The 19,976-nt window shown below is 69.5% G+C and carries 25 protein-coding genes; 17 read left to right on the forward strand and 8 right to left on the reverse strand.

The features are described 5' to 3' along the window. Positions 1–69 precede the first annotated feature (69 nt). The 8 genes from QO010_RS01155 (at position 70) to QO010_RS01190 (ending at position 5,270) form a co-directional block, all read left to right on the forward strand. On the forward strand, positions 70–315 hold the full coding sequence (locus QO010_RS01155; protein WP_307344831.1) for a hypothetical protein: 246 nt from the start codon (positions 70–72) through the stop codon (positions 313–315). A 67-nt stretch (positions 316–382) separates the two neighbouring features. Beyond that, positions 383–607 (forward strand): hypothetical protein, encoded by a 225-nt coding sequence (locus QO010_RS01160; protein ID WP_307344833.1) that lies wholly within the window; start codon positions 383–385, stop codon positions 605–607. A gap of 69 nt (positions 608–676) precedes the next feature. Beyond that, complete coding sequence (locus QO010_RS01165; RefSeq protein WP_307344835.1) at positions 677–862, forward strand: hypothetical protein; 186 nt, start codon at positions 677–679, stop codon at positions 860–862. 79 nt (positions 863–941) lie between these two features. Further along, on the forward strand, positions 942–1,163 hold the full coding sequence (locus QO010_RS01170) for a hypothetical protein (RefSeq protein WP_307344837.1): 222 nt from the start codon (positions 942–944) through the stop codon (positions 1,161–1,163). Between the two features lie 87 nt (positions 1,164–1,250). Beyond that, on the forward strand, positions 1,251–3,278 hold the full coding sequence (locus QO010_RS01175) for a cyanobactin maturation protease PatG family protein (RefSeq protein WP_307344839.1): 2,028 nt from the start codon (positions 1,251–1,253) through the stop codon (positions 3,276–3,278). A gap of 10 nt (positions 3,279–3,288) precedes the next feature. Further along, positions 3,289–3,492: a cyanobactin biosynthesis system PatB/AcyB/McaB family protein gene (locus QO010_RS01180; protein ID WP_307344841.1), complete on the forward strand. Its 204-nt coding sequence runs from the start codon at positions 3,289–3,291 to the stop codon at positions 3,490–3,492. Then, complete coding sequence (locus QO010_RS01185) at positions 3,489–3,659, forward strand: hypothetical protein (RefSeq protein ID WP_307344843.1); 171 nt, start codon at positions 3,489–3,491, stop codon at positions 3,657–3,659. Before QO010_RS01180 ends, QO010_RS01185 begins: the two co-directional genes overlap by 4 nt. A gap of 6 nt (positions 3,660–3,665) precedes the next feature. Further along, a complete protein-coding gene (locus tag QO010_RS01190; RefSeq protein ID WP_307344846.1) occupies positions 3,666–5,270 on the forward strand; it encodes a S8 family serine peptidase in 1,605 nt (534 codons plus the stop codon). Positions 5,271–5,353: 83 nt separating this feature from the next. Here the strand turns inward: QO010_RS01190 and QO010_RS01195 are convergent, their stop codons facing one another. Beyond that, positions 5,354–6,049, reverse strand: a complete 696-nt coding sequence (locus QO010_RS01195; RefSeq protein ID WP_307344848.1) for a TorF family putative porin — start codon at positions 6,047–6,049, stop codon at positions 5,354–5,356. Between the two features lie 255 nt (positions 6,050–6,304). After that, positions 6,305–7,108 (reverse strand): SDR family NAD(P)-dependent oxidoreductase, encoded by an 804-nt coding sequence (locus QO010_RS01200; protein WP_307344849.1) that lies wholly within the window; start codon positions 7,106–7,108, stop codon positions 6,305–6,307. An 84-nt stretch (positions 7,109–7,192) separates the two neighbouring features. On the opposite strand from QO010_RS01200, the gene queF reads away from it, so the two are divergent. Beyond that, positions 7,193–7,648: a preQ(1) synthase gene (gene queF, locus QO010_RS01205; protein ID WP_307344851.1), complete on the forward strand. Its 456-nt coding sequence runs from the start codon at positions 7,193–7,195 to the stop codon at positions 7,646–7,648. Here queF and QO010_RS01210 read toward each other — a convergent pair. Together QO010_RS01210 and QO010_RS01215 are read right to left on the reverse strand one after the other, a co-directional pair. Beyond that, positions 7,645–8,253 carry a nitroreductase family protein gene (locus tag QO010_RS01210; RefSeq protein ID WP_307344853.1) on the reverse strand — a complete coding sequence of 203 codons (609 nt, stop codon included), beginning with the start codon at positions 8,251–8,253 and terminating at the stop codon, positions 7,645–7,647. The genes queF and QO010_RS01210 overlap by 4 nt on opposite strands. 28 nt (positions 8,254–8,281) lie before the next feature. Next, a complete protein-coding gene (locus tag QO010_RS01215; protein ID WP_307344855.1) occupies positions 8,282–8,893 on the reverse strand; it encodes a hypothetical protein in 612 nt (203 codons plus the stop codon). 191 nt (positions 8,894–9,084) lie between these two features. Between QO010_RS01215 and cysE the strand changes: the two genes are divergently transcribed. Genes cysE through QO010_RS01230 form a run of 3 tightly spaced genes read left to right on the forward strand, consistent with a single transcriptional unit; the run spans position 9,085 to position 10,686 of the window. Continuing rightward, positions 9,085–9,915: a serine O-acetyltransferase gene (cysE, locus tag QO010_RS01220; RefSeq protein WP_307344856.1), complete on the forward strand. Its 831-nt coding sequence runs from the start codon at positions 9,085–9,087 to the stop codon at positions 9,913–9,915. Positions 9,916–9,974: 59 nt separating this feature from the next. Further along, positions 9,975–10,181, forward strand: coding sequence for a DUF3126 family protein (locus QO010_RS01225; RefSeq protein ID WP_307344858.1), 207 nt, complete (start codon positions 9,975–9,977; stop codon positions 10,179–10,181). 10 nt (positions 10,182–10,191) lie between these two features. After that, positions 10,192–10,686: a hypothetical protein gene (locus QO010_RS01230; RefSeq protein WP_307344860.1), complete on the forward strand. Its 495-nt coding sequence runs from the start codon at positions 10,192–10,194 to the stop codon at positions 10,684–10,686. Positions 10,687–10,693: 7 nt separating this feature from the next. Here QO010_RS01230 and QO010_RS01235 read toward each other — a convergent pair whose 3' ends face one another. Both QO010_RS01235 and QO010_RS01240 read right to left on the reverse strand, forming a co-directional pair. Continuing rightward, positions 10,694–12,673 carry an OPT family oligopeptide transporter gene (locus QO010_RS01235; protein ID WP_307344862.1) on the reverse strand — a complete coding sequence of 660 codons (1,980 nt, stop codon included), beginning with the start codon at positions 12,671–12,673 and terminating at the stop codon, positions 10,694–10,696. A 55-nt stretch (positions 12,674–12,728) separates the two neighbouring features. Next, a complete protein-coding gene (locus QO010_RS01240; RefSeq protein WP_307344863.1) occupies positions 12,729–13,286 on the reverse strand; it encodes a TetR/AcrR family transcriptional regulator in 558 nt (185 codons plus the stop codon). A 30-nt stretch (positions 13,287–13,316) separates the two neighbouring features. Here QO010_RS01240 and QO010_RS01245 point away from each other — a divergent pair, with 30 nt between their 5' ends. Beyond that, positions 13,317–14,120: an alpha/beta fold hydrolase gene (locus QO010_RS01245; protein WP_307344865.1), complete on the forward strand. Its 804-nt coding sequence runs from the start codon at positions 13,317–13,319 to the stop codon at positions 14,118–14,120. Here the strand turns inward: QO010_RS01245 and QO010_RS01250 are convergent. Then, on the reverse strand, positions 14,092–15,357 hold the full coding sequence (locus QO010_RS01250; RefSeq protein ID WP_307344867.1) for an MFS transporter: 1,266 nt from the start codon (positions 15,355–15,357) through the stop codon (positions 14,092–14,094). The two genes, QO010_RS01245 and QO010_RS01250, sit on opposite strands and share 29 nt — an antisense overlap. A 124-nt stretch (positions 15,358–15,481) precedes the next feature. After that, positions 15,482–16,267 carry a PhoH family protein gene (locus QO010_RS01255; RefSeq protein WP_307344869.1) on the reverse strand — a complete coding sequence of 262 codons (786 nt, stop codon included), beginning with the start codon at positions 16,265–16,267 and terminating at the stop codon, positions 15,482–15,484. A 313-nt stretch (positions 16,268–16,580) separates the two neighbouring features. On the opposite strand from QO010_RS01255, the gene QO010_RS01260 reads away from it, so the two are divergent. From QO010_RS01260 to QO010_RS01275, 4 genes are all read left to right on the forward strand, one after another. Beyond that, positions 16,581–17,117, forward strand: a complete 537-nt coding sequence (locus QO010_RS01260; RefSeq protein WP_307344871.1) for a gamma carbonic anhydrase family protein — start codon at positions 16,581–16,583, stop codon at positions 17,115–17,117. 46 nt (positions 17,118–17,163) lie between these two features. Next, complete coding sequence (locus tag QO010_RS01265; RefSeq protein WP_307344873.1) at positions 17,164–17,946, forward strand: enoyl-CoA hydratase-related protein; 783 nt, start codon at positions 17,164–17,166, stop codon at positions 17,944–17,946. A gap of 106 nt (positions 17,947–18,052) precedes the next feature. After that, positions 18,053–18,430 carry a BlaI/MecI/CopY family transcriptional regulator gene (locus tag QO010_RS01270; protein WP_307344875.1) on the forward strand — a complete coding sequence of 126 codons (378 nt, stop codon included), beginning with the start codon at positions 18,053–18,055 and terminating at the stop codon, positions 18,428–18,430. After that, complete coding sequence (locus QO010_RS01275; RefSeq protein WP_307344877.1) at positions 18,427–19,962, forward strand: M56 family metallopeptidase; 1,536 nt, start codon at positions 18,427–18,429, stop codon at positions 19,960–19,962. Before QO010_RS01270 ends, QO010_RS01275 begins: the two co-directional genes overlap by 4 nt. Positions 19,963–19,976: the final 14 nt, after the last annotated feature.

The following is a 19,976-nucleotide window of genomic DNA, read 5'->3' on the forward strand; positions in this document are numbered from 1 at the left end:
CCGGATTGGTTGCACGTCGCTCGACCTGGGGTGGCCGGGGCGCGGCGGGGGCCGGGGTGGAGATCTGACATGGGAAGCCTTCCGATCCAGTCTGCGCCGGTGCAGCGCAGCCGCTCGATGCGCGCGGCTGAGCCGGCCGGCGGCGTGGGGGCGGCGTCGTGGTCGACCCTGACGCCTCAGCCATTTGCCGCCATCGAGGCCTCCACGATGTTCAATCCCTGGCAGACGCCCTGGCCCTTCGCCGCCGACAGCGGGGTCGAGCCAGCCTGGGCCGGGGCTTTCGGCATTCCGTTCGCCGGCGCCGACGCGACCTAGCGCGGCCGGGTGGTGCGACGACAGGGTTTGGCGGCAAGCCGCCGCCGGGCAGCAGAGGAGACTTGCGATGCGTAATCTTCCGATCCAGTCCGCCCCGGTTCAACGCAGCCGCTCACACCGCGGTGGGCAGGGCGGTCAGCACGGCGTTGCGGCGTCCAGCATTTTCATCCCGTTCACGCCGTTCGCCGACGTCGGCGCATCCTTCGAGTTCATCGGCCCTTCGCCGTTCGCCAGTGTCGAGGCGTCGTTCGGCTTCTTCACCATCCCGTTCGCGGACGCGGCGGCCGACTAGCCGGGCGCCGCCCAGAGCAGACTGCAGGTTTGGCGGCATCCCGCCGCCGGGTGTCAGAGGAGACTTGCCATGCGTAACCTTCCGATCCTGTCCGCCCCGGTTCAACGCGCCCGCTCCATGCGCGGCGCGGCCGCTCCCGCCCAACGCGCCGATGGCGTCGAGGCGTCGTTCGTCGTCCCGTTCATTCCCTTCGCCGGCGTCGAGGCCTCGTTCCTCATCTTCGCGCTGCCGTTCGCGGACGCCGCCGCCGACTAGGCGCGCCTCCGGAATGCGGTGGAAGCCGTGATGCAGGGCCCGGCGGCATGCCGTCGCTGGGCAATTGAGGAGACTTGCCATGACTAATCTTCCGATCCAGTCCGCGCCGGTACAGCGCAGCCGCTCCATGCGGGGCCCTGACGCGGCCCGCGGCGGCGCGGCGCCATCGTTGTTCCTCCAGCCGTTCCAGCCGTTCGCGGGGGTCGAGGCCTCATTCATCATGTTCCCGGCCCCCTTCGCCGGGGTCGAGGCCTCGTTCATCAACTTCTTCGTCCCGTTCGCGGCGAACGAGGCTCGGTAGGGCCCCGGCCGGACAGACCTGGAGCGATCTGGCGCCTGCGGGCGCCGGGTCGATCTTCACTGCGGATGTAATCCCATCGGGGCGGGGATGAGCTTGTCGGGACATCACGGCATCGAAGCGTTGCAGCGCCAGACCACCGGCGATCAGCGCATCTGCATCGCCGTGATCGATGGGCCGGTCGACCTGGCCCACCCGTGTTTCGACGGCGCGGACCTCAGCTATCTGGGCGAGCCGCCCGAACTGTCGCCCAGCGGCCAGATGACGATGCACGGCACCCACGTGGCCAGCGTCATCTTCGGCCAGCCGGGCAGCCCGGTCGAAGGGATTGCGCCCCACTGCCGGGGCCTGCTGATCCCGGTCTATTCCGAAAAGCGCCGGCGCGCCTCGCAGCTGAACCTGTCGGCCGCCATCGACCTGGCGGTGGAGAGCGGGGCCCACATCATCAATATCAGCGGCGGCCAGCTGACCCATGCGGGCGAGTCCGAGGACCTGCTGGCCAACGCCATCGCCTCGGCGCGGCTGAAGAACGTGCTGGTCATCGCCGCCGCCGGCAACGACCGCGACCCCAAGACCGGCCGCCACGAATGCCTGCATGTGCCGGCCGCCCTGCCTTCGGTGCTGACGGTCGGGGCGATGGACGAGGCCGGCCAACCGATGGCGATGAGCTGCTGGGGCCCGGCCTACAAGGCCCAGGGCGTGCTGGCCTTGGGCAAGGACGTTCTGGGCGCCATGCCCGGCGGCGACGGCGTGTCCCGCCAGACCGGCACCAGCCTGGCCACCCCCATCGTCGCCGGCGTGGCGGCCCTGCTGCTCAGCCTGCAGGCCGGGCGGGGCGAAACGCCCGACCCGCACGGCGTGCGGCGGGCCATCCTGAACGGGGCGAAAGCCTGCGATCCCATGCATATCGAAGACTGCAGCCCGTACATGGCGGGCGAACTGGATGCGGTCGGGGCGATGAATTCCTTATCGAGGGAGGCGACTATGTCCGAACCGCGTGAAACCACCGTGGCGCCGCAGGCCGAGCTGGAAACCCTGCCGCCGCCGATGCCGGCCATGGTCGGGGCGGGAGCGGCCGAGATCCGGCCGCAGTATGAGCCGGTTCAGGCCGCGCCCACCGCGCTGGGGGCTCGCCCGTTGGACCTGGGGGTCGCGCCGTCGGCCGGCTGCGGTTGCGATGTCGGCAAGGGGCTGGTCTTCTTCATCGGCCTGGTCGGCTACGACTTCGGCACCGAGGCGCGGCGTGACAGCTTCAAGCAGCAGATGCCGCCGGTCTGGTACCGCAATGTCGATGGCAATGACGAGTTCCGCTACGCCGGCGACGGCGCCGCGATGTCGGACCTGGAGGGGCAGGGTTTCCAGGCCGCCCCCGCCAATCCCTACGACGCCCGCCAGATGGTGGCCTATCTGAGATACCGGCCGGACGAGGCCAGCTCGCTGATCTGGACGCTGAACCTGGAACTGACGGCGGTCTATGCGGTCGAGCCGGTCGGGCCCTTCGCCGCCCGGGTTTACGAGACCCTGGTCGACATGCTGGACGGCCAGTCGCAGCCCGACCTCTCCGACGGCTATGTCGAGCGGGTCAGCGTGCCGGCGGTGCTGACCGGGCGCACGGTGCGGCTGTTCTCGGGCCAGGAGGTCAGCCAGCTGATCGTCGACGCCCCGCGCGGCATGTATGCCTGGAAGACCACCGACCTCTTGGCCCGGGCCCGGCCGGCCATCGTCCAGGCGCTCAAGGACGCCGGTCCCGACCCGGCCGGGGCGCGGCGCGACAGCCCCGAGGACATCCTGCGCCAGGTGCTGAACAAGCTCTATTACGAGTACCGCAACCTCGGCGTCACCTCACCGGACCGGGCGATGAACTATGCGGCCACCAACATCTTCTCGCTGACCGAGGTGCTGGCCGCCGCGCTCGCCAAGGGCAAGTCGCTGGACCGCATCGCGGTGGTGAAGAGCCCCTATGGCCGCATCGACAGCGACTGCTGGGACGTGCAGCTGAAGTTCATGGACCCGGAGAACACCACCCGGGCCTTCACGGTCTATCGCTACACCCTGGATGTCTCCGACAAGCTGCCGGTGACCCTGGGCAAGGTCGTCAGCTACTCGACCACCACCTGAGGCGGACCCGATGCTGCCGCCTTTCACTCCGCCGATCCGAAGGCCCGAGGTCGTTCACCCGTTCCTCACGGTCTCCCTGACCAACGGCGAGACCGTGCACATCCTCGACCGGCTTTTCGATCTGGTGCACGGCATGAACTACAACGACCCGCAGCGGTTCATCAGCCACGGCTATGACCGGCTGAAGACCCAGCAGCTGGGGGGCAGGCGGTGACCCGGGCGCCTCGCAAGCCTGCCGCCAAGCCGCGGGCGGCCGCTCCGGCGCTCGCCCATCCCGGCTGGCGCTACCAGACCGGGGTGATCTTCAACGCCGAGGCCTGGCTGAGGATCGCCGCCCGCTACGCCGAGATCGGCCGCGCCTCCCGCCGTCGCCGCAAGTAGGGGCCCGTGACCGAGGTCCTGGCCATCCCCGGCATGGACGCCCTGCGGCGGCGCACGCTGGGCGATGGGCGGATCTGCATCGCCATCCTCGATGGGCCGGTGGCGCTGGATCATCCCTGTTTCCAGGGCGCCGACCTGACGGTTCTTGACGGCGTCTGGTCGGACAAGTCGGTGGGCGAGGGGGCCGCCGAGCACGCCTGCCACATCGCCAGTGTCATCCTGGGCCAGCCGGGGACCAGCGTGGAAGGCGTGGCGCCGCGCTGCCGGGGGCTGAGCATCCCGGTGCTCTGGAACGTCGAAACCGCCGTCGACCCGATCAGTCTGGCCAACGCCATCGGCGCCGCCTTCCGCGAGGGGGCCGACATCATCCATATCGCCGCCTGCATCCCCAGCATGTCCGGCCAGCCCGACGATATGCTGGCCCGGGCGATCCAGACCTGCCTGGACAACAATGTCCTGATCGTCGCCCCGGGCGGCAATGACCGGGGCGAGTGCTGGTGCTTCCCCGCCGCCATCCCCGGCGTGCTGGCGGTGGGCGCCTCGAACAACGATGGCGACATGGCCCGGTTCAGCAACTGGGGCGGGGTCTACCAGGAGCAGGGCATCGTCGCCCCCGGCTTCGATATTCTGGGCGCCGCGCCGGACGGCGGCACGGTCCTGCAGAAGGGCACCAGCTGCGCGGCTCCCATCGTCACCGGCGTGGCGGGCCTCTTGATGAGCCTTCAGTTGCAGCAGGGCTGGACCCTGGACGCCACCCAGGTCCGCCAGGCCCTGCTGACCACCGCCACCCCCAGCGACGCGGCCGAGCCGGAGGAGCGGGAGCGGGCCCTGGCGGGATTTCTGAACATCGAGGGGGCGGTGCGGGAACTGTTCGCGCTGAACGCCGGCAAGGGGCGGGCGGTGGAGCCGTCCATGGCGGTCGCGCCCGGCCCTGTCTTCTGCCTGGGCCAGATCGGCTATGACTTCGGCACGCAAGGGCGGCGCGATCGCTTCCGCGTCCGTCTGGCAAACCCCGACGACCCGCGCCAGATGGCCGCCTATCTGGAACAGGCGCCGTCGGAAGCCGCCGCCCTGATCTGGACCCTGAACCTGGATGGCGGCCCGCTCTATGGCCTGCTGCCGGAGGGGCCGTTCGCCGGTCGGGTCTACGAGGCGTTGGCAGCCGGGCTCATGGCCGAGGGGGTTGCCGTCCCCGGCGTCCTGACCGGTGGCGCGGCCCAGCTGTTGTCAGGGCAAAGCCTTGCCGTCCTGCGCCTCGGCGATCCGGGGAGGATGACGGCGCTGGACAGGGTCGACCCCGTCCTGGACCGGCTCTACCGCGATTGCCGCAACCCCGGGGTCAGCCCGGCGGACCGCGCCCTGAACGCGGTGGCGGCCGACGCCCCGGTCTTGGCCGGGGTGCTGGCCCGGGCCGGCGCCCGGGTGCTGGACGGCGTGTCGGCGGCCCCGCGGGCCGGCGGCCGTCCCGGCGCCTGGGAGGTGAAGCTCGGCTTCGTCGATCCGGACAACACCCGCCGGCCGGCTGTTATCTACGGCTTCGACCTGGACCTCGCCGAAAACCCGCCCGTCCTGCGGGGCCCGGCGCCCGGATACGTCGCCGACGGCGCGTAGGAAACACCATCGATGGCGCACGAAAAAGCCGCCGCGGTCGTCCGCGACGGCTTCTCGGCCTCTAGCCTCCTGGGAGGAAGCGGCTAGGGCAGGGTGGCCTTCAGCGACAGCACGACGCGGCTGTCGCAGATGCTCGAGCAGAAATCGATGTCGCTGTCGTGGTAGCGCAGGTCGGCCGAGATCTTGTCGGTGAAGGCGTAGCTGACGCCCAGGTTCCAGGTCGTGTAGTCCAGAACGCTGAAATCATCGATGGTCTGGTGTCCCAGCGCGCCGCTGACCGTCCATTTGTCGGCGGGCGAGCCCGAGGCGTTGACCTCGTAATAGAGGGCGTCACCCACACCGCCGAAGAAGTCCGGTGAGTAGTAGGCGGCCGCGCCCAGGGTCAGCGGACCGGCCGGGACCGAGCCGGCGATCTTGCCTTCCCAGTAACCGTAGTCAGAGCCCGAGGGGGCGTTGACGTAGCCGTAGTAGACGGCGCCGATGTCGAGGTTGACCGCGCCGACCGTCGGCTTGACGCCGAAATAGCCGTCGACCTCGGCCGAGGTGTCGTCGCCGAAGTCGACGTTGGAGGCCCAGACGCCGGCGTAGAAGATACCCGAGGTCACGTCCGCGCCGCCGAACACTTGAACGCTTTCGTCGGTCTGGCTGACACCGCGGAACACATAATCGGAGGCCACCCCGACATTGAACGTCACCGCCGGCGCATCGTCGGCCAGGGCGACGCCGCCCATCGAAAGCGAGGCCGCCGCGGCGGCCAGGGCCAGTTTCCAGGTCTTCATTTGGTATATCCCCTTCTTTTTTCGCCGGCCCCGGTTTGCGAAGGGGATCCTGCGTGCGGCTCAAATGTGCCGTGCGCGGAGAGCCTGACCCTACCGCGACGCAGCATGGGCGGGGAAACCTTAACCAACCTGTCGCTGAAACGAGCGTCCCAGCGCGCGGTAGCCCAATTTTTGGGCGCCCTCCTCACGGTGGAACGGGGCGATACGCGCGATACGATTCCCGGCGGTCGCCCGTCAGGGGAAGCGTAAAGGCGGCTACCGCATTCCCATCGGCGCATAGCCCAGATGGCTGCCCGCATCGACCAGCAGGGTCTCGCCGGTGATGTGGCGCGAGGCGGTCGAGCCCAGGAAGACGGCGGAAGCGGCGATGTCCTCGGCCGTGGAGGCCACCTTCAGCGGCGTGGCGGCCGCGGCGCCGGCCCGCAGGCGGTCGACCGAGGCCTCCGGCATGCCCTTGCCGAACCAGGGCGTGTCGATGAAGCCCGGGCAGATGGCGTTGACCCGGATCCTGGGGGCCAGAGCTCTGGCCAGCGACAGGGTGAGCGTAGTCATGGCGCCTTTGGAGGCGGCGTAGGGAACCGAGGAGCCGATGCCGGTGACGCCCGCGATCGAGGCGGTGTTGACCACCGCGCCAGGCTGCGGGGCCGCTTCCAGCAGGCTGCGGCAGGCGCGGACCATCTGGTAGGCGCCGATGACATTGACCCGGTAGAGCCGCATGAAGTCGTCGGCGGTCACCGCGTCGAGGTCGGCGTGGTTGGGGGCGAACTTGGTGACCCCGGCGTTGTTGAACAGGGCGTCGATGCGGCCGCTGGGAGCGGCGGCCTCAGCGATACGGATGCAGTCGGCGTCCTCGCCGACATCGCCCTGGACCAGGACCGCCTTGGCGCCGGCCGCCTCGCACTGGCGGGCGGTCTCGGCGGCGTCGTCAGCACTGGAGGCGTAGTTGACCACCACCAGGGCGGCCCCCCGCTGGGCGGTCTCCACCGCGATGGCCCGGCCCAGGCCCGTCGAGGCTCCGGTCACCACCACTGTCCATCCCGCGAAATCGTTGGCCGCCATGGTCGCTCTCCCTGATCTGGTTGCAGCCTGATAGCGCGGACCACGCGCCTTGTCCCATCCCGCCGGGCGGTCTAAAGCGCCGCCATGGATGAAACGAAGCTGACCCAGCTGGGCCACGCCACCGAGTGGCCAGCCAACCCCGAGGCGGCGGTGCTCGAGCGCGTCGCCAACCCGCAGGCCGGCCAGACCTATCTGATCCGCTTCACCGCGCCGGAGTTCACCTCGCTGTGCCCGGTGACCGGCCAGCCGGACTTTGCCCATCTGGTCATCGACTATGTCCCCGGCGACTGGATCGTGGAGTCCAAGTCGCTGAAGCTCTACCTGGCCAGCTTCCGGAACCATGGGGCGTTCCATGAGGACTGCACCCTGGCGATCGGGCGGCGGATCGTGGAGCTGCTGGACCCGGCATGGCTGCGGATCGGGGGCTACTGGTTCCCGCGCGGGGGGATCCCGATCGATGTCTTCTGGCAGACCGGAAAACCGCCGGAAGGGCTGTGGCTGCCGGACCAGGGCGTGGCGCCGTATCGGGGTAGAGGCTAGGCGCTATCGCCCCAGCGGCTCACCAGCGCGCTGACATCCGGCCGCACGCGTTCCAGCGGAACCTCGCCCGCCTGGCCGATGAACACGAAGCCGGCGACCTTCTCGCCTTCGCCAAGACCAAGCACCGCATTGGCCTCGGCGTCGTAGGCGTACCAGTCGGTGATCCAGTTGGCCCCAAACCCCATGGCCGTGGCGGCGTAGAGCAGGTTCAGGCACACCGCCGCCGCGCTCAGCCGCTGTTCCCACTCCGGGATGTCGCCTGGCAGATAGCGGGAGATGACCGCCACGCCCATGGGCGGGGTCTTCAGCTTGGCGAGCTTGGCCTTCAGCTTGACGCCGTCCTCGCGACCCTCGGCGAGCGCCTCGAGCTTCTCGGCGAAGGCGGTCTTGCCGGCCCCCTCCAGCACCACGAACCGCCAGGGCGAGAGCTTGCCGTGGTCGGGAACCCTGGCGGCCAGGGTCAGCAGTTCGTCGAGCTGCGCCGCGCTGGGCCCGGGCGCCTGCAGGCTGAGGGCCGAGGACGAGCGGCGGCGGGCCAGGAAGTCGAGGACTTCCGGCGTCGCGGGCTGGGGCAGGGGATCGCCGAAGGCGGGGGCGTTGCGCATGCCCCCGTATCTAAGCGATGCCGACGGCCTAGGCGATAGAGGTGGTGCTGCTCTCTTCTTCCGGCTGGATCAGCGGGCGCAGGTTGATGCGGGCGTCCGGGGTCAGCAGGCGGTAGCGGCTGTCGAAATCGGGGCTCATCTCGCCGTCCAGGGTGACGAACGAGACCAGGTCGCCGCTCGCCGCGTCGCGGGAGAAGTGCTCACAGGTCATCTTGCCTTCCAGCGCCGACATCGAGTCGGCCAGCATGGCTATGACCGGGGCCGCGCTCTCCGGCGTGGCCGGCGCGCCGTCCTCGAGCACCACCACGTCCAGGTCCTTGAACTGGAATTTGGCGCAGAGGGCGTCGCCCTCCAGCTGCACGGTCTGGCGCACGATCATCTGCAGGTCGGGCGAGTCGCTGAGCTGGTAACGATAGGTCTGGCGAAAGGTCTTGGCGTCGATCACGTCGATGAAGCCGACGTCCTCGCAGCTGGTGTCGCGGCCGCGCCACTCGGCGCACCAGACATGGTCGCTCTTGAGCAGCTGAGCCAGGTTCTCGCCGGTCACCCGGCCCTCGGCGGGCGCGGCCTGAGTGAAGGTAGCGGGGGCGAGAGCCAGCAGCGCGCAGGCAGCCGGCAGCAGAACTCTGGGCAAGGTCATTCTGGGGTCCCGAACTTGAGATGAACCCAGCATGACGGAAAAACCTTAACCACCAAGCAATACCGTCGTGTTGCGACCTCAGGCCGCTGGCGAAGTTGCTTTTGGATACCCATATGCCCATCAAAGGGGCTGCTGGCAGACGTTCAAGCCGCATCGTGCTAAGGATGTCGCCGGAAACAGGGAGGCCATCGATGGCCAATCATCTGGAAGTGGTGGAAGCCACTTCGGCGCCGCCCGTCTGGGCCTCGCTGCGCAACGAAGCCGAACGCGCCGCGCGCGACGAGCCGGCCCTGGCTTCGCTGCTGAACGCCGTCATCCTCTCGCACACCAACCTGGCCGATGCGCTGAGCTATCAGCTGGCCCGCAAGGTCGCCGACCAGGAGCTGCGGGCCATGAGCGCCCGCGAGTTCGCCGACGAGGCCTATCAGGCCGACCCGTCGCTGATCGCCGCCGCCGAGGCGGACCTCAAGGCGGTGTTCGAGCGCGACCCGGCCTGCAAGGGCTATGTGCAGCCCTTCCTGTTCTTCAAGGGTTTCCTGGCGCTGCAGACCTATCGGGTCAGCCACTGGCTGTGGACCCACAGCCGCCAGACCCTGGCCTTCTACCTGCAGAGCCGCATCAGCGAGGTCTTCCAGGTCGACATCCATCCGGCCGCCGTCATCGGCAAGGGCATCTTCTTCGACCACGGCACCGGCATCGTCATCGGCGAGACCGCCCGCATCGGGGACGATGTCTCGATGCTGCATGGGGTGACCCTGGGCGGCACGGGCGCCGAGCGCGGCGACCGCCACCCCAAGATCGGCAAGGGGGTCCTGCTGGGCGCCGGGGCCAAGGTGCTGGGCAACATCACCGTGGGCGACTACGCCAAGGTGGCCTCCGGCTCGGTGGTGCTCAAGGACGTTCCGCCCGGCTGCACCGCCGCCGGCGTCCCGGCCCGCCTGGTCAACTGCCCGACCTGCGAGGAACCGGCCCGCAGCATGGACCACACGGTTCCGGAAGACTGCTTCAACTATCAAATCTAAGGCTTGCGTCAGGCTCTGGCGCCGCTAGGTATGCGCGCCAGTAGCCAAAGGGGCCGCCCGTGGACGACAAAGACATCCAGAAGATCGAGGCGCACCTGAAGCGCACCTTCGGCAACCCGCATGTCGCCGTGAAGGCGCGCAAGCAGAAGGACTCGGCCGAGGTCGAGCTGAAGGGCGAGTTCATCGGCGTCATCTATGAGGACGAGGACGAGGACGGCTCGTTCCTGTTCGAGATGGCCATCCTGGCGGAGGACCTCGAGGTCTAGGACGAGCGGCGTGACCGGGTCGGCGGATTTTCCCAAAGGCCGGGTCTCGCTCCTGCTTGAGGATATCGGCGAGCCGGCGGAAAACGATCTGCGAATCGTGGTCGTCGAGGCCAAGCCGGGCGCTCCGGAGATGACCGAGGTCGGCGAGGCCCGCCCGGTCAAGCCAGATGAGACCAGCCGCAGGTTCGAGCTGATCTGGTATTGCTATGTCGCCTATGTCGTCCGCAACGAAAGCTACGCTCGGGTAGACGGCGAGGCGCTCGGCGACGACCGGCTGCAGATCCGGACCAACAGCGCCTTCCTGGCCTACGTCGCCGCCGCCACCCTCGCCACCGACGACTATCCCGGCCCGCTGACCCACTGGTCGCTCTACACCGAGTGGCAGTGCATCGACGTGGTCAGCGTCGATCCGCCGGAAATACGGCTGCTTCCTGCGTCGGAAGCATCCGCCGGGCCGAAGAGCCGGAACCGGGTGTTCACGCGCCTGACAAACCCGGAAGGCTAGAGCGGCGCTAGGCGTTGTCCGGCGCGGCGGTCCGCCGGCCCAGGTTCGTCACCCAGGCATAGAGGCCCAGCACCAGCACCGCGAACACCACGGCCCCCAGCTTGATGGCCGTCGGCTCGAAGGCTTCCTGGACCAGGGCCAGCGGGCTCTCCTTGCCGGTGGCCACGATGATGCCGGCCAGCAGCACGCCCATCAGGCTCTCGCCAACGATAAGACCCGAGGCCAGCAGGACGCCCAGCCGCTTCATCACCGCCTCGTGCGGCCCCCGAGCGATGAACTTGTCATAGGCCCAGCCCAGGATGGCGCCGATCAGCACCGGGGCGGTGGTGCTCATCGGCAGGTAGATGCCGATGCCGACCGACAGCGGCGGCAGACGGGTGAGCTTCAAAAGGCCCAGCACCTCGTCGACGATGATGATGCCCACCCCGATGGCGATGCCGATCCAGATCAGGGGCCATTCCAGGTCGCCGGTCAGCACGCCCTTGGCCAGGGCCGAGATCAACGTGGCCTGGGGGGCGGGCAGCGGATCGCCGGAGATACCGGGTGGGCCGCCCACGAAGCCGTAGGCGTGGTTCAGGAGGTCGAGGATGGGCGGGATGACCATGGCCCCCGCCGCGACCCCGACGATCAGGGCCACCTGCTGCTTCCAGGGGCTGGCCTCGACCAACTGGCCGGTCTTCAGATCCTGCAGGTTGTCGTTGGCGATGGTGGCGACCGCGAACACCACGGCGGTGGTGAACAGGGCGAAGGCGACCAGCACCGGTCCCGCTTCGACGCCCAGGGTGGTGCGGGCCATGACCAGCAGCAGGGCCGCGCCCAGCACCGCCAGGATGCCCACGCCCGACAGCGGGCTGTTGGAACTGCCGATCAGCCCGGCCATGTAGCCGCAGACGGCGGCGACGAAGAAGCCTGCGATGACGATGTAGACCAGCGCCCCGACGATCAGTGGGATGGCCTGGGCCGTGGCCATGCCGCCGGCCTGCAGGAAGGTCCACAGCAGCCAGGCCAGCGGAACCATGGCCAGCAGGCTGATCAGGCCGACGATGCCGATGGGGATGTCGCGCTCGGTGATCGGGATATCCTCGGTATTGCCCTCGCCGCGCCGGCGCTGGGCGGCGAGCGCCGAGGTCAGGCCGGTCCACAGCGGGACGGCCAGCTTGCCCAGGGTCCAGATGGCGGCGGTGCCGATGGCCCCCGCGCCGATGAAGCGGACCTTGGTGCGCCAGATGCCGGTGGCGTAGTCGCCGATGGCGCCCATATCCGGGGTGTAGTGGCTGGTCAGCATGGGGGTCAGCACGCCCCAGGCCAGGATGAGACCGGCCAGCAGGCCCAGGCCCACCGAGATGCCGACTAGATGGCCCGCGCCCAGCAGGGCCAGGGAGAAGCTGGTCGAGGCGCCGCCGATCCCGGCCCCGACCCGGAAGAAGCCGCCGATCTCGGTGGCGACCACCTTGGTGGCGGTCAGCAGGGCCAGGCCCGCCGAGACAGCGGAGGCGACGACGACGGTGGCCAGGCCCGCCTTGCCCTCGGCGGCGGCCTCCTTGGCCGTCTCGCGGGAGCCGACGCCGACCTTGAGCACCTCGGCGGCGGCGACGCCTTCGGGGTAGGGCAGGGGACTGTTGGTGACCAGGGCCCGGCGCAGCGGGATGGAATACATCACCCCCAGCAGGCCGCCGATGGCGCAGACCGAAAATGACGTCCAGAACGGAAAGCCGGTCCACCAGCCGACCATGATCAGGCCCGGCAGCACGAAGATGATCGAGGACAGCGTCCCGGCGGCCGAGGCCACCGTCTGGACGATGTTGTTCTCCCAGATGGTCGAACTCCTGAACATCCGCAGCACGGCCATCGAGATCACCGCGGCGGGGATCGAGGAGGCGAAGGTCAGGCCGACCTTGAGGCCCAGGAAGACGTTGGCCGCCGTGAACACCAGGGTGATCAGCACCCCCAGGATCAGCGACCGGATGGTCAGTTCTACGCGGTTCACGAAACGCCTCCCCGAGGGTTAGGGGCGGATAATGACCAGCTTCTGGCGGACTAGGCTAGCCCCGCCCTCGCGCGCCTCGGATGGCATCGATAACCAGTCCGAGGATGGCCGCTTCGCCCAGTCCCAGGTCGGCCAATTCGCCGTCCGCCGCCGCGTCGCAGACCCGCTCGACCTTCAGCAGCGCCGCGGCCAGGTCCGCCGGCTCGCGGCCCCGGTTGCCGGGGGCCTTGGCGAGGTCCCCCAGTTGCTGGCGACGGCTGAGAGTGCGGGCGTCGCGAACCCTCGGTTCCTCCAGAGCCAGAAGGCGCAGGGAGCGGCGGAAGCCGGTCCAGCGAACGTGATGGTCCAGCGAGGCTTGGGCTATGGCCAGGTCCGGATCGGGGGCGCGGGCGGCGGCGCGGACGGCGAGGCGCTCGCTCTCGCGCCAGTCGTCATAGACGGCGATGAACACCGCCAGCTTGTCCTCGAAATGGCGATAGAAGGTCTGGGGCGCGAAGCCGGCCGCCCGGGCGATACGATTGGTGTCCGTACCGAAATAGCCGCCGGCGTTGAAGGCCTGGGCCGCCGCCTCGATCAGTTTCTGCCGCGTGGGCTTGTGCTCGACCTCGATCATGTGATGTAGATATCACAAGCGAGGTGTAAAGTGATAGGAAAATCACAGACGATCGAAGCGGCCGGCGAGCGGCTGTTCGTGCGGCGATGGGGGCGCGGGATTCCGATCCTCTGCCTGCATGCGATCGGCCATGACAGCCGCGACTTCGAGGGTTTGGCCCAGGCGGTCGGGGGCGAGTTCGAGGTCGTCGCCCTGGACTGGCCTGGACAGGGCCAGAGCCCGCGCGGGACGGGTCCGGTGACGGCGCAGCACTATGCGATGGTGGCGACCGACGCCATCGTGGCCCTGGGCCTGGGGCGGCCGGTGGTGCTGGGCAATTCCATCGGCGGCACGGCGGCGATCCTGATGGGCGCGGCCGGCGCGCCGGTGCGCGGGCTGGTGCTGTGCGATCCGGGCGGGCTGGCCAGGATCGACGGGCCGGCGCGGCGGATCATCGGCTGGCTGGCGGCGATGTTCCGGGCCGGCGCGCGCGGGGCGGGCTGGTACCGCTGGGCCTTCGACCTCTACTACCGCCAGGTTCTGCCGCGAGCGCCGGCGCGGCGGCGGCAGATTGTGGCGGCGGCCTATGACATCGCCCCGGTCCTGGCCGAGGCCTGGGCGGGGTTCGCCTCGCCGGAGGCCGACCTGCGGGCCCTGGCGCCGAAGGTGAGCGCGCCGGTGCTGCTGGCCTGGTCGAAGGGCGACAAGATCATCGCCTGGAGCCGCTGCAAGGCGGCGGCCCTGACCTTCCCGCGCCATGAGCTGCGCTTCTATCGCGGCGGCCACTCGGCGTTTCTGGAGGACCTGGAGGCCTTCGCCGCCGACCTCAGGGCTGCGGTGCGGGCGTGGCGCTAGCGGGCCGCTGGATCAGCAGCGAGGCCGCCGCCGCCGCCAGGGCGGTGAGGCCGGCGATGACGAAGGCTTCCAGATAGCGGCCCTCGGCGGCCCTCAGCAGGCCGGCGCTGATGGCGGCGGTGGCGGCGCCCAGCTGGTGGCCGGCGGCGATCCAGCCGAAGACGATGGGGCCGTCGCGCTCGCCGAACGCCTCGGTCGCCAGCTTGACGGTGGGCGGCACGGTGGCGATCCAGTCCAGGCCATAGAAGACCGCGAACATCGTCAGGCTCAGCACGTCGAAGTCCAGGAAGGGCAGGGCGATCAGCGAAAGGCCGCGCAGGGCGTAGTAGACAAAGAGCAGCTTGCGCGGGTCGTAGCGGTCGGTCAGCCAGCCCGAGGCGGTGGTGCCGATCAGGTCGAAGATGCCCATCAGGGCCAGGACGCCGGCCGCCTGGACCTCGGGCAGACCGTGGTCGGCGCAGAAGGCGATCATATGCACCCCGACCAGGCCGTTGGTGGTCAGGCCGCAGACGAAGAAGGCCCCGAACAGGTACCAGAAGGTCGGCTTGCGAGCGGCGCGGACCAGGGCCCCGAAGGCGTTGTTCAGGGTGTCGGCGGCCTTGGCCGTAGGCTGGGCCGGCGTTCCGGGCTCGGCGCCATAGGGGACCAGGCCGATGTCCTGCGGGTGCTCGGGCAGCAGGAAGAACAGGATCGGGGCCATGACGCCGGTGATGACGGCGATGGTCAGCACCAGGGTCTGCCAGCCGGGCCCGGTGGCGATGGCCGCCATGGCCGGCAGGAAGATCAGTGTGCCGGTCGCCGTGCTGGCCGACAGCAGGCCCAGCATCAGCCCGCGCCGCGCCACGAACCAGCGGTTCACGACGGTGGCTCCCATGACCATGGCCACCGAACCGCTGCCGATCCCGGCCAGCACGCCCCAGGTGGCGACGAACTGCCAGGGCTGGCTCATCAGGGCCGACAGGCCGGTGGAGAGGCTCATCAGGATCAGGGCGCAGACGACGGTGCGCCGCACCCCGAACGATTGCATCAGGGCGCCGGCGAACGGGCCGGTCAGGCCGTAGAGGAAGATGCCCAGGCCGGCGGCGAAGGAGATGGAAGCCCTGGACCAGCCGAAGGCCTGCTCGAGCGGGACCATCATCACGCCGGGCGCGGCGCGCAGGCCGGCGGTGACCAGCAGGGCCAGGAAGATGCCGCCGGCGACGACGAAGGCGTAGTTCTGGCCGAACGGGCGTGTCACCGGCGATCCCCTGGGTTGAGCGCGAGAGATAGGTGGGGCGCCGGGCGGCCGCCATGGAAAAAGGGGGGCAGGCCATGCGGCCCGCCCCCCAATTTTACTTCGCCAGGTTCCTGAAAAGCTGGGGCTAGAGCACCCCCAGCATGTCCGCCACCAGCGGATGCCGCACGATGTCCCGCTCGTGCAGCCGCACCACCCCGATGTTCGGCACCGCCTCCAGCCGCGTCGCCACATTGGCCAGACCGGAAATCTCCGGCAGCAGGTCCGACTGGTTGGGGTCGCCCGTCACCACCATGGTCGAGTGCCAGCCCAGCCGCGTGAGTAGCATCTTCAGCTGCACGTAGGTGCAGTTCTGGGCCTCGTCGATGACGATGAAGGCGTTGTTGAGGGTGCGGCCGCGCATGTAGCCGACCGGGGCGATCTCGATGGCGCCCTCGGCCATCAGGGCCCGGACCCGCTTCATCGACATGCGGTCCGACAGGGCGTCGTAGAGGGGCCGCAGGTACGGGGCCAGCTTGTCCTCCATGTCGCCGGGCAGAAAGCCGATGGATTCACCGGCCTCGATGGCGGGGCGGGAAAGCACGATGCGGCCAACCTTGCCGGCCTCCAGGGCTTCGACTGCCTTGGCGATGGCCAGGTAGGTCTTGCCGGTGCCGGCGGGGCCCAGGGCCAGGACCAGGTTGCGGTCGTCGATGGCCTTCATCAGTTCGGCCTGGCCGTCGGATTTCGGTTTTATGGTCTTGAGGTAGCCCTGGTCGCGGCCCTCCTCGTGATTGCGAACATCCTGACCATGCAGCGGCGACCAGCCACCCCTGTCCCCCACGGGAAGCCGGCGCACCTTGCCGTCCTCGGGGTATTGGGCGGAGTCGTAGGCGCCTTCGCGCACCATCCGCTTCAGGGCTCGCTTGGTCATGAGGCCTCCATTTGGACATGAAAAAAGGGCGACGCCGCAATGGCTCGCCCTTGGTGTGGAACGGTCGAAGGAAGGTTCGCGCCGGCGCGTGCGGGTGGCCCGCTAGCGCCCTCAAAACGGTTTGGCGGATCTGGCCGCCGACACCCCAAACGCGACACCCGGTTCTCCGTTCAGACGGGAGACCACGAGCGAACACCGCCCGTGGCGGGATCGGAGAGGACTGGCGTCCCCTCGAATCGCCCGACTAAGATGATGCTAACTTGGTTTCGGACTCGTTAATCAAGCCCTTTGCGCAAAGATACGGGGTGTGCGGATGACTATATATGCTCTGGGCGACATAGCGCCGCACCTCCCTGGCGAGGATGAATACTGGATTGCGCCCAATGCGGCGGTGATGGGTCAGGTGATTCTCAAGAAGAACGCCAGCGTCTGGTGGGGTGCGACCGTGCGCGGCGACACCGATTGCTTGACCATCGGTGAGAACAGCAACGTCCAGGACAATTCTGTGCTGCACGCCGATCACGGCATGCCGCTGGTCATCGGGGCCAACGTCACCGTCGGCCATCTGGTCATGCTGCATGGCTGTACGATTGGCGACAACTCGCTGATCGGAATCGGCTCCATCGTCCTGAATGGCGCGAAGATTGGCAGGAACTGCCTGATCGGCGCCGGCTGCCTGATCACAGAGGGCAAGGAGATCCCCGACAATTCCGTGGTGATGGGCGCGCCGGGCAAGGTGATCCGCTCGGTCGACGACCACCAGGCGCGGGTGCTGGAGATGTCGGCGCTGCACTATGTCGAGAACTGGAAGCGATTCCGGCGGGACCTGAGGGCGATTGACGGACGGTAGGGAAGGGCGCGCCACTTCGCTTCAAAGCAAACGGGAGAAGCGTCCGATGGCCTACGAGTTCATCAAGGTCGACCGCGAGGGGCCGGTCACCGTCATTACCCTCAACCGCCCGGACGTGATGAACGCCCTGCATTCGCCGGCGCATTTCGAGCTGCACGAGGCGTTCGACGCCTTCGCCGCCGATCCGGAGCAGTGGGTTGGCATCGTCACCGGGGCTGGCGAGCGGGCCTTCTCGGCCGGCAACGACCTCAAGCACCAGGCGGGCGGCGGCAAGATGGGCTCGCCCCCTTCGGGGTTCGCCGGGCTGACCTCCAGGTTTGACCTCGCCAAGCCGCTGATCGCGGCGGTCAATGGCGTGGCCATGGGCGGCGGATTCGAGATTGCGCTCGCCTGCGACATCATCCTGGCGGCCGACACGGCGGTGTTCGCCCTGCCGGAGCCGAAGGTGGGGCTGGCGGCGCTGGCCGGCGGGCTGCACCGGCTGCCCCGCCAGATCGGGCTGAAGCGGGCGATGGGGATGATCCTGACCGCCCGGCGGGTGTCGGCGGCGGAGGGGGAGTCGCTGGGCTTCGTCAACGCGGTCGTGCCGGCGGCGGACCTGATGGCCGAGACCCGCAGGTGGGCCAAGCTGATTTGTGAGTGTTCCCCGATGTCAATCCGGGCCTCCAAGGAGGCGGTGATGAAGGGGCTGGACGAGCCGACGCTCGAGGCGGCGATCTCCGGCCAGGGCAAGTTCCCGGCCGTGGCGGCGCTGTTCCGGTCGGAAGACCTGATCGAGGGGCCTCGGGCGTTCGCCGAGAAGCGCGCGCCGCAGTGGAAGGGCAGATAGCCAAAGCGGCGAGGGAACATGTTCGGCCGCAGGCCGATCATGTCCCTTCGCGACCCTTGACGCCCACGCACTACAAATGTAACGAATCGGCGACATGGAGACTCACATGCCGCCCTCCGACACCGAACTGGCCCTGCTGAAACTGTTCTGGCAATCGGGCCCCATGAGCGCCCGCGAGGTGCAGGACGCCCTGCCGGCCGAGCTGGACTGGGCCGCCTCGACGACCCGGACGGTGCTGGAGCGGATGCGGGCCAAGGGGCTCATTTCGCGGCGCTCGGTGCACGGCATGGCCGTCTACGCCCCAGCCCAGGACAAGGTCTCGGTGCTGGGGGCGGCCTTGAAGCGGATGATGCGCGGGGTGCTGGAGATCGACGCGGCCCTGCCGGCGGCGGCCTTCTCGGGCAGCAAGCTGCTCAGCGAGGACGAGCTCAAGGCGCTGGAGACCCTGCTCAACGCCCAAGACGTTCCTGGGGAGGGCCAATGAGCGCGCTCGCCCCCACCATCGTCGTCGCCCTGGCGGCCACCCTGCCGGCGGCGGCCCTGGCCTGGCTGGCCGGAACGCTGGCCGAGCGGCTGGCCCTGACGGCGGCGGCGCGGGCCATGGTCTGGCGGACCGGGCTGGGCCTCACCGTGCTGACGATGCTGGCGACGCCGCTGGGCCTGCTGCGGCGGGTGGCGAGCGCCGCGCCGCAGGTCCACGCCACGATCGCCGCCGCCGGGCCGGCCAAGGCCGCGCCGGCCGCCATCGCCCTGCCGCGCCTGGATCCGGCAAGCCTGATTGACCCGCTGGCGCTGTTGCTGGCGGCCGGCATGCTGGTCGGGCTGGGCGGACTGCTGGTCCGGTCCTGGCGGGTCGAGCGGCTGCGGCGACGGGCCCGGCCGGTGAGCGAGCTGGCCCATATCGCCATCCCGGTCCTGGCCAGCCAGGAGGCCGGGGCGGCGCTGCTGGTCGGGCTGATGCGGCCGGCCATCATCCTGCCCGAGCGGCTGCTGGCCCAGCTGTCGGCGGACGACCTGGCCCTGATCTGCGCCCACGAGCTGGCCCATCTGCGGCGGCGCGACAACTGGCGCATCCTGGCCGACCAGGCGCTGAGCGCGGTGCTGTGGTTCAACCCGCCGGCCCACCTCTGCATTGCCCGCCTGGTCGCCCTGCGCGAGGAGATCTGCGACGCCACCGTGCTGGCCGGCGCCGGCGAGGACCTGCGCCGCCGCTACGCCGTCGTGCTGCTGGCCGCCATGCGGCTGGCGGGAGCGGGGGGCGCCCAGCCGGCCTTCATCCGTAAACAAGGGAGCGAACACGCCATGCGTTTCAAAGCCATTCTCAGCCCCGCCGGCCCGTCCTCGCGGCGCGCCCTGGCCGCCGCCGCCGGCCTCATGGGCGTGGCGGCCGTCTCGACCGGCCTCATCGGCGCGGCCTTCGCCCAGCCCCTGGCCGGGGTGGCGGCCGACGCCAGCCGCCGCACGGTCAAGGCGGGCGACCAGACGTCAGACGCGGCCGGCTACCAGCGGGCCTGCGCGAGCGGCGAGGCGCGGGACAGCGGCTTCTGCACGGGGGTGATCTTCGCGGTGCTGTCGGCCAAGGACAGCGGGGTCTGCCAGCCGACGACCAACGACTATATCGCGCTGGAGAAACAGGCCCGGGCCGCCATCGCCGCCGCCACGCCGGAGGCCGCCGAGACGCCCAGGCTGTTCGTGACCCGGGCGCTGAAGGGGGCCTTCGCCTGTGAAAAGACGGGCGACACATCGTCGGGGATCCAGATCACCTCGGACCGTTCCAGGACCCAGGGCGCGGTGACCACCTTCGAGGGCTCGCCCACCGTGCGGGTGATCGGGCCGCTGTCGCCCGAGTTGCTGCTGGTCAATGGCCGCCGGCCGGCCGAGGGCTTCGACGTCAACGCCCTTCCGGCGGGCAGTATCGAGCGCATCGTCATCACCAACGCCGGCAGCCGCCGGGCCCGGGCGCTGGGCGCCGGGCCGGGACAGTCGGTGATGAATGTGGTGCTGAAGGGGGGGTGACCCCCGCTTCCCAC

Origin of the sequence: Caulobacter ginsengisoli, from assembly GCF_030814835.1 — a bacterium.
Taxonomy (GTDB): domain Bacteria; phylum Pseudomonadota; class Alphaproteobacteria; order Caulobacterales; family Caulobacteraceae; genus Caulobacter; species Caulobacter ginsengisoli.

Coding starts and splice junctions, on each gene's coding strand:
- cysE (WP_307344856.1), top strand. CDS start 9,085: ATGGCCAATCATCTGGAAGTGGTGGAAGCCACTTCGGCGCCGCCCGTC.
- QO010_RS01175 (WP_307344839.1), top strand. CDS start 1,251: ATGAGCTTGTCGGGACATCACGGCATCGAAGCGTTGCAGCGCCAGACC.
- QO010_RS01155 (WP_307344831.1), top strand. CDS start 70: ATGGGAAGCCTTCCGATCCAGTCTGCGCCGGTGCAGCGCAGCCGCTCG.
- QO010_RS01170 (WP_307344837.1), top strand. CDS start 942: ATGACTAATCTTCCGATCCAGTCCGCGCCGGTACAGCGCAGCCGCTCC.
- QO010_RS01195 (WP_307344848.1), bottom strand. CDS start 6,049: ATGAAGACCTGGAAACTGGCCCTGGCCGCCGCGGCGGCCTCGCTTTCG.
- QO010_RS01180 (WP_307344841.1), top strand. CDS start 3,289: ATGCTGCCGCCTTTCACTCCGCCGATCCGAAGGCCCGAGGTCGTTCAC.
- QO010_RS01265 (WP_307344873.1), top strand. CDS start 17,164: ATGGCCTACGAGTTCATCAAGGTCGACCGCGAGGGGCCGGTCACCGTC.
- QO010_RS01260 (WP_307344871.1), top strand. CDS start 16,581: ATGACTATATATGCTCTGGGCGACATAGCGCCGCACCTCCCTGGCGAG.
- QO010_RS01160 (WP_307344833.1), top strand. CDS start 383: ATGCGTAATCTTCCGATCCAGTCCGCCCCGGTTCAACGCAGCCGCTCA.
- QO010_RS01210 (WP_307344853.1), bottom strand. CDS start 8,253: ATGCGCAACGCCCCCGCCTTCGGCGATCCCCTGCCCCAGCCCGCGACG.
- QO010_RS01240 (WP_307344863.1), bottom strand. CDS start 13,286: ATGATCGAGGTCGAGCACAAGCCCACGCGGCAGAAACTGATCGAGGCG.
- QO010_RS01275 (WP_307344877.1), top strand. CDS start 18,427: ATGAGCGCGCTCGCCCCCACCATCGTCGTCGCCCTGGCGGCCACCCTG.
- QO010_RS01165 (WP_307344835.1), top strand. CDS start 677: ATGCGTAACCTTCCGATCCTGTCCGCCCCGGTTCAACGCGCCCGCTCC.
- QO010_RS01270 (WP_307344875.1), top strand. CDS start 18,053: ATGCCGCCCTCCGACACCGAACTGGCCCTGCTGAAACTGTTCTGGCAA.
- QO010_RS01200 (WP_307344849.1), bottom strand. CDS start 7,108: ATGGCGGCCAACGATTTCGCGGGATGGACAGTGGTGGTGACCGGAGCC.
- QO010_RS01255 (WP_307344869.1), bottom strand. CDS start 16,267: ATGACCAAGCGAGCCCTGAAGCGGATGGTGCGCGAAGGCGCCTACGAC.
- queF (WP_307344851.1), top strand. CDS start 7,193: ATGGATGAAACGAAGCTGACCCAGCTGGGCCACGCCACCGAGTGGCCA.
- QO010_RS01215 (WP_307344855.1), bottom strand. CDS start 8,893: ATGACCTTGCCCAGAGTTCTGCTGCCGGCTGCCTGCGCGCTGCTGGCT.